6 protein-coding genes are annotated in these 7,127 nt (G+C 31.0%); 3 read left to right on the top strand and 3 right to left on the bottom strand.

Annotated features, from left to right (window positions below):
* Positions 1 to 128 precede the first annotated feature (128 nt).
* The 3 genes from recG to WBG30_RS07775 all read left to right on the top strand — a co-directional run bounded on the left by recG (position 129) and on the right by WBG30_RS07775 (position 4,836).
* Positions 129 to 2,177, top strand: coding sequence for an ATP-dependent DNA helicase RecG (gene recG, locus WBG30_RS07785; RefSeq protein ID WP_424504077.1), 2,049 nt, complete (start codon positions 129 to 131; stop codon positions 2,175 to 2,177).
* A gap of 10 nt (positions 2,178 to 2,187) precedes the next feature.
* A complete protein-coding gene (locus WBG30_RS07780) occupies positions 2,188 to 2,892 on the top strand; it encodes a metallophosphoesterase family protein (RefSeq protein WP_424504076.1) in 705 nt (234 codons plus the stop codon).
* A gap of 222 nt (positions 2,893 to 3,114) precedes the next feature.
* Positions 3,115 to 4,836, top strand: a complete 1,722-nt coding sequence (locus WBG30_RS07775) for a proline--tRNA ligase (protein WP_424504075.1) — start codon at positions 3,115 to 3,117, stop codon at positions 4,834 to 4,836.
* Positions 4,837 to 5,623: 787 nt separating this feature from the next.
* Here the strand turns inward: WBG30_RS07775 and WBG30_RS07770 are convergent.
* The 3 genes from WBG30_RS07770 to WBG30_RS07760 form a co-directional block, all read right to left on the bottom strand.
* The gene (locus tag WBG30_RS07770) at positions 5,624 to 5,851 is read right to left on the bottom strand and encodes a hypothetical protein (RefSeq protein WP_424504074.1); all 228 of its coding nucleotides are present in this window, start codon (positions 5,849 to 5,851) and stop codon (positions 5,624 to 5,626) included.
* A 57-nt stretch (positions 5,852 to 5,908) separates the two neighbouring features.
* Complete coding sequence (locus WBG30_RS07765) at positions 5,909 to 6,610, bottom strand: NAD-dependent protein deacylase (protein ID WP_424504073.1); 702 nt, start codon at positions 6,608 to 6,610, stop codon at positions 5,909 to 5,911.
* A gap of 23 nt (positions 6,611 to 6,633) precedes the next feature.
* Positions 6,634 to 7,127, bottom strand: a 494-nt coding sequence (locus WBG30_RS07760; RefSeq protein ID WP_424504072.1) for an SPASM domain-containing protein, incomplete at its 5' end; no start/stop codon positions are given.

The raw sequence follows: 7,127 nt of genomic DNA, 5'->3' as shown, positions 1-7,127 counted from the left end.
CTCGTAGGGAGAAACCGAAGTAGAGTAGAATGGGTTCCCTCGCCCTTTGAGGGAGAGGGTGTCCGATAGGACCGGAGAGGGTAAGGTTATCCGTTCTTTGGACAAGCAAAGAATGAATGGAGGAACTTATGTACAAAAACTTATATAATAAAATAGAAACTTTAGATATTAAGGGAGTAGGAGAAAAAACTATAGTCTCCCTAAAAAATTTAGGAATAAATACCATCATGGATTTAATATGTTTTTTCCCTCGAACCTATGAGGATAGGTCTAATATAAAAAAAATAGGTGATATCAGATCGGAAGAATATGTAGTGGTTATTGGAAGAATTATTTCTGTGGAAAACAGGAAAACTAAAACTCGTAAAACCATGACAGTGGCTCGTATTACTGACGGGACAGGAATGCTAGATATGGTTTGGTTCCAGATGCCGTATCTAAAGAAAAGCCTCCAAGTAGGAGAGGAATATGTATTTATTGGGAATGTAAAGAGGGGATATAACTTTCAGATTGCTAGTCCAGAATACAGAAAATATAGTGGTAAATTAAGTGAGGAGATAAAACCTATCTACAGCAGTAATAGAAATTTATCTCAAAATGGATTACGAAAAATAATAAAGGATACGATAAAAAAATATATTCCCCTTGTGGAAGAAAATATACCCAAAGAAATACTCCAAGAATATAAATTAATGGGACGAAAAGAAGCTATTTTAAAAATTCATATGCCAAAAAATCTAAGGGAAATAGAAAAAGCCAAAAATAGGATGGCTGTAGAAGAACTCCTAATTTTGGAATTAGGAATCTTGTCTAAAAGGTTTCAATTGGATGCGGACAATAATTCTAAATATAAGTTAAATGATGAAAGACATATGGTGAAAAAATATCTAAACAGTTTAGGATTTGATCTTACAAGAGCGCAAAAAAAAGTGATTACAGAGATATATAAAGATCTATCAGGTGGAAAGATAGTAAATAGACTGATCCAAGGAGATGTTGGATCTGGAAAAACTATTGTGGCCGTTTTAATGCTTTTATATCTTGTGGAAAATTCCTATCAAGGAGTAATCATGGCTCCTACAGAGATATTAGCCGTACAGCATTATTTATCTATGGTAGATGGTTTATCGGAATTAGGAGTGAGAGTAGAGATCCTAACTGGAAGTATAAAGGGCAAAAGACGAGAAAAATTATTATCTGAGATAAGAGAGGGTGTTATCGATATTGTGGTTGGAACCCATGCTCTTATTGAGGATCATGTAGAATTTAAGAAATTAGGATTGATTGTTGTAGATGAACAACATAGATTTGGGGTGGAACAGCGGAAAAAATTAAGAGATAAAGGAGAAATATCTAATCTCTTGGTTATGAGTGCCACACCTATTCCAAGATCCTTGGCTCTTAGTATCTATGGGGATTTGGATGTTTCTATAATAGATGAATTGCCTCCAGGGAGGACACCTATAAAGACTAAGTGGATAGAGTCAGATAATGATCTAGAAAAAGCTTATGATTTCATTAGAAAACAATTGGTTAAAGGAAGACAAACATATATCGTAGCTCCCCTTATTGAGGAAAGTGAAAAAATGGCCGTTACTTCGGCTACAGAACTCTATGAGGAGATGGTCAAAAGATTTTCTGAATTTGAGATAGGTCTTCTACATGGAAAGATGAAAAATTTAGAAAAGGAAAAAGTAATGGCTAGGTTTAAAAAAAATAAGATACAGATACTGGTTTCTACCACTGTTATAGAGGTAGGAGTGGACGTTCCTAATGCCACTATTATGATGATAACTAATGCCAATAGATTTGGATTAGCAGGTCTACATCAGCTCCGTGGAAGGGTAGGAAGAGGTAAACATAAATCTTATTGTTTTTTAATAGCCAAAACAGATAATGACATTTCTAAATCGAGATTAAAAGTTATGGAATCAACTACAGACGGTTTTTTAATAGCCGAGGAAGATTTAAAACTTCGGAAACCTGGGGAAATATTTGGGACACGTCAAAGTGGGATATCAGATCTAAAATTTGTAGATATAGTTCACGATGTAAAAACCATAAAGTTAGTGAGGGATATCTCCATAGAATATCTAAGAAAAAATAGTGGTGAGGTACAGGAAAATACATTGAGGACAGATATAGTAGAAAAATTTAAAGTGGATGAGATTAAATAGGAGTAAATTTATGAATATAATTAAGTTAAATATGGAAGATTATGAGAGGGTATGGATTATAAGTGATATCCATGGATATCATAATGTATTTTTAAAATTATTGGATAAAATAAAATTAACTACAGATGATTTATTGATTATAAATGGGGATTCTTGCGATCGCGGGCCTTCTAGTTTGAAGATGTATGAAACAATACAAAACTTGGTAGAGAGTGGGTTGAACATAATCCACACCTTTGGGAATCATGAAGATCTTATGGTCAATGCCATTGAAAAAGGTGAATTATTTGCTTGGTATAGAAATGGAGGAAGACAGACTATTAATTCCTATGAAAAAGAGTATGATATTTTGAATAAACATTTGAAATATATAAAAAACATGCCTATGGCAGTGGATTTAGGTAAATATTTTGTAGTTCATGGAGGGATAAATCCAGAAAAAAGTATCGAGGATCAAGTCCCCTATGAGATGACATGGATAAGGAATAAATTTATAGATTATCCCCTTTTAAAAACCGATAAAATTATAATTTACGGACACACTCCTAATTTAGATGGAAAGATTCATTTTGTGGATAATCAGAAAATATCTATAGATTGTGGGAGTTACGACACTGGAGTTATAGGAGCAATTGAGTTAAAAAGCATGGAAATTGTATATGAAAGCACAGATAGATTAAACATATACTTGAATCAGCATTTTAAAAAAATATAAGTTTTGAACTTGTGTTTAACACTGGGAAACAAAGTAGGGGTAGAACAGTATAATTTATAGAAAAAATTCACAATTTTATTTTATATCAATAAAAATTTTGATAAACCAAAACAAACTTGATATAATGATAGATAAGAAAAATTACAAGACAAAATAATTTATTAATTTAAAATTATTGATGAAGGATAGTCTTTTATCAAAATATTAGGAGGATTAGATCATATGAGATTTAGTAAGATGTATGCAAAAACATTAAAAGAAACACCGAAAGATGCTGAGGTAGTTAGTCATCAATTGATGTTAAGATCAGGAATGATAAAAAAATTAGCAAGTGGAGTATATACATACCTTCCTTTAGGGTATAAAGCTTTAAAAAAAGTAGAAACAATAACTAGAGAAGAGATGGATAGAGCGGGTTCACAAGAAATATTCATGCCAGTATTGCAACCAGCGGAATTATGGAAAGAAACTGGAAGATGGGAAGTAATGGGACCTGAAATGATGAGACTTAAAGATAGACATGACAGAGATTTTATATTAGGTCCTACTCACGAAGAGGTAATCACAGATATAATTAGAAATGATATATCATCATATAAGTCTTTACCACTTAGTCTTTACCAAATTCAAACTAAATTTAGAGATGAAAGAAGACCTAGATTTGGGCTTATGAGAGGAAGAGAGTTCCTAATGAAGGATGCTTACTCATTTCATGCAACTGATGAATCTTTAGACGATGAATTTGAAAATATGAAAGCTGCATACACAAGAATTTTTGAAAGATGCGGCCTAAAATTTAGATCTGTAGAAGCAGATTCAGGAGCTATCGGAGGAAGTGGATCACAAGAATTTCATGTGTTAGCTGAATCTGGTGAGGATGAAATAATCTTCTGTGACACTTGTGACTATGCTGCTAATATTGAGAAAGCAGAAAGTGTTATAAGAGAAAAAACAGTAGAAACAAAAGAAGAATTAGCAGAAACAGAGTTAAGAGATACTCCTAATGTTGCTAAAATAGATGACGTTTGTGAATATTTTGGGATTCCTGCTTCTAAAACTGTAAAAGCTATTACTTATATGGATACTTTATCATTAAAAGCATATATGGTTTTACAAAGAGGAGATTATGAGATAAACGAGGTTAAACTTAAGAACTTATTAAATGAAACTGATTTAGTTATGTTAAGTGACGCTGATCTTGAGACTTATAAGTTAGTAAAAGGTTATATGGGGCCATACAACCTTGAATTAGGTGATATGACACTTGTTGCTGATGAGAGTGTAACTAAGATTGTAAACCACACTGCTGGTGGAAATAAAGTGGATACACACTATATGAACGTAAACTATGGTAGAGATTATACAGCTCATATTGTAGGAGATGTTAGAACTGTAAAAGCTGGTGAAGGATGTCCTAGATGTAGTGAAGGAAAATTAGAAAGTGCTAGAGGAATAGAAGCTGGTCATGTATTCAAACTTGGAAATAAATATTCTGAAAGTATGGGAGCAACATTCTTAGATGAAAATGGGAAGACAAAGATAATGACTATGGGATGTTATGGTATAGGAGTTTCTAGAACTCTAGCTGCTGCAATAGAACAAAATAATGATGAAAATGGAATTATCTGGCCTATGTCAATAGCTCCTTATTTAGTAGATGTAATTCCTGCAAATATTAAAGATGTAGATCAATTAGGATTAGCAGAAAAATTATATGCTGAATTGATTGAGAAAAATATCGATACTGTAATCGATGATAGAAAAGAAAGACCAGGATTTAAATTTAAAGATGCAGACTTAATCGGATTCCCTATTAAATTAATAGTTGGAAGAGGGGCTAAGGATGGATTAGTAGAGGTTAAAGTTAGAAGAACAAATGAAGCTTTTGAAGTAAAAGCAGAAGAAGTAATTTCATTTATTGAAGATATAATCGCTAAAGGTTAAGCAAATGAAAAAGGAACTCTGAGGAGTTCCTTTTTTCATAGATAGATAGTTTTAAAAATACATTAAATATACTAACAGAAATACAATAATCTTTACCATTTTATAAATTTAACTTTTAACTCTAATACTTCTAAATTTTTCATTTCTAATAAATTTTTTCTTTTAAAATAATATCCAGATCATAATTAACTGGTTGTTATTTTAAATTTAGAACAAATAAGCATTGTCTAAAATAGGTTATTTTGGAACTTGAAACATAACGAATAACTCTCAACAGTTACTTGTTATTTTTTAATATTTTTTTTCTTTTAACTTTTATTTCTACAACTAGTTGGTTTATCATGTTACTCTTTACTTTGTATGGATAATTCATAGATCATCCCCTTATTCTATTACTCTTGCTATTTTCAAAATACATTTTAACAAAAAACTTTAACTTCTAATAATGATAATCCTAATGACCGACATTAAACAAAATTAAATTAACTTTTGAAACTATCAACTATCTATCTTAATATAGTAATACACTGAAAAAAATGAAAAGTCAAATTTTTTTAAAAAATTAAAATTATAGTTTAATTGTTCTACTTGATTATTAAGCAAATAAGCCTTGTTTTATTAGTGTTTTAATGATTATACGATCTCTAAATTTTATTTGTTTAATTTTCGTGTATAGATTTTACTATGAGTCTTTTTTTATTTTATCAGCTGGAACAATTCATTATACAATTTATCATATTCAAAAAAGAAATAGGTTTCTTCTTTTTTCACATCATAAAATATATTTTTAATGCCTTTTATACTGTGCTTTAGTTCCCTCTCTCCAACTTTCCCCTAGAATAGCTCCTGTTTCCTTATTGCAAGTAAGCATATAACTTCTTTTGTCGTAGTCAAAATTCCAATAATAGTTGTCTTTTTCCTCACTCATATCAATGTCTATTTCACCATCTATTCCAGGTAATAAACCTTCTAAATAATCATTTAATTTTTCTACACTTTCCTGTAAATCGTACATATTCTTCCTCCTATTATTTTATAACTTTTTTTTATACTCAAAGATTATTTTGTATATTTATTCCACTGTTTTCAGAACTTTTCCTATTTTATCTGAAATAACCAAATTTGCTCTGGTATCATAACTTGTAGAATCTTTATTTATCAAAATCAATTTATTCCCCCTATAAAGATCTACCAAGGAAGCAGCAGGCTGAACTACAAGTGAAGTCCCTCCTACAATTAAAACATCAGCATTAGCAATATAATGCATGGCTCTATCATAGCTATTCATATCTGGAACTTCTTCATATAAGGTAACATCTGGTTTTATTATCCCATTACATTTAGAACAATGAGGAACACCCTTCTTATCCATTATTTCATCCAAGGTATAGAAAGTACCACAGTCCATACAATGATTCCTATGGATACTCCCATGAAGCTCTAAAACGTTTTTACTTCCTGCCATTTGATGTAATCCGTCTATATTTTGGGTAATAACTGCTTTTAATTTACCTATTTTTTCTAGATGTGCCAGTATCTTATGTGCATCATTTGGTTTAACATCTTCATATACTAGATATTTTTTATAAAATTCAAAAAATCCATCTTTATCTTTATTAAAATATGTTCTACTCACTAAATATTCAGGGCTATGAGAATATAAGCCTGTAGCACTCCTAAAATCAGGAATCCCACTTTCTGTAGAAACACCAGCTCCTCCAAAGAATACAATATTATCACTTGTATCTATTATTTTTTTCAATTCTTCATACATAGAATTGCCTCCTAAAATCACATTTAAAATTTTTCCTTAAAAGTACATTTTTTACACAGTTCCTCAACAGCTTTTTTATTACTGAATCCATCGTATATAGCAGTAGCTCTTTTTCCCTCTACTATCTCTTTAAATGGTGTTTCAAAGATGTTTCCTAGATTCACTACACCTTCACCGTCTAAACAGCATGGAATCACAGTTCCGTCTACTAAGATCCCTATCTGAGTCCGTAACCCATAACAAAATCCATCTTCATTTTCATATTCATCAACTAGTTCTGGCCATTTGAATTCTAGATCGGTATTCAGATATAATCTCTTCTTTATCTTCAGACCGTGACCTGGAACTAATTTATCCTCGATCTTATAGCCTAAATCAAAATATTTTTCAATCCTATCTATAATTTTTCTATTCCCTTCCATCTGAATCTCATTTTCATTTCCACAATGAAAGTTCCATAATCTCAAAGATATATATGTATTTTCTAAAGAAAGCGATTTTTTTGTAAAATTTAATA

The sequence above is a fragment of the Psychrilyobacter sp. genome, from assembly GCF_049671765.1.
GTDB lineage: Bacteria > Fusobacteriota > Fusobacteriia > Fusobacteriales > Fusobacteriaceae > Psychrilyobacter.
This window is presented reverse-complemented; position numbering and strand designations above follow the sequence as displayed.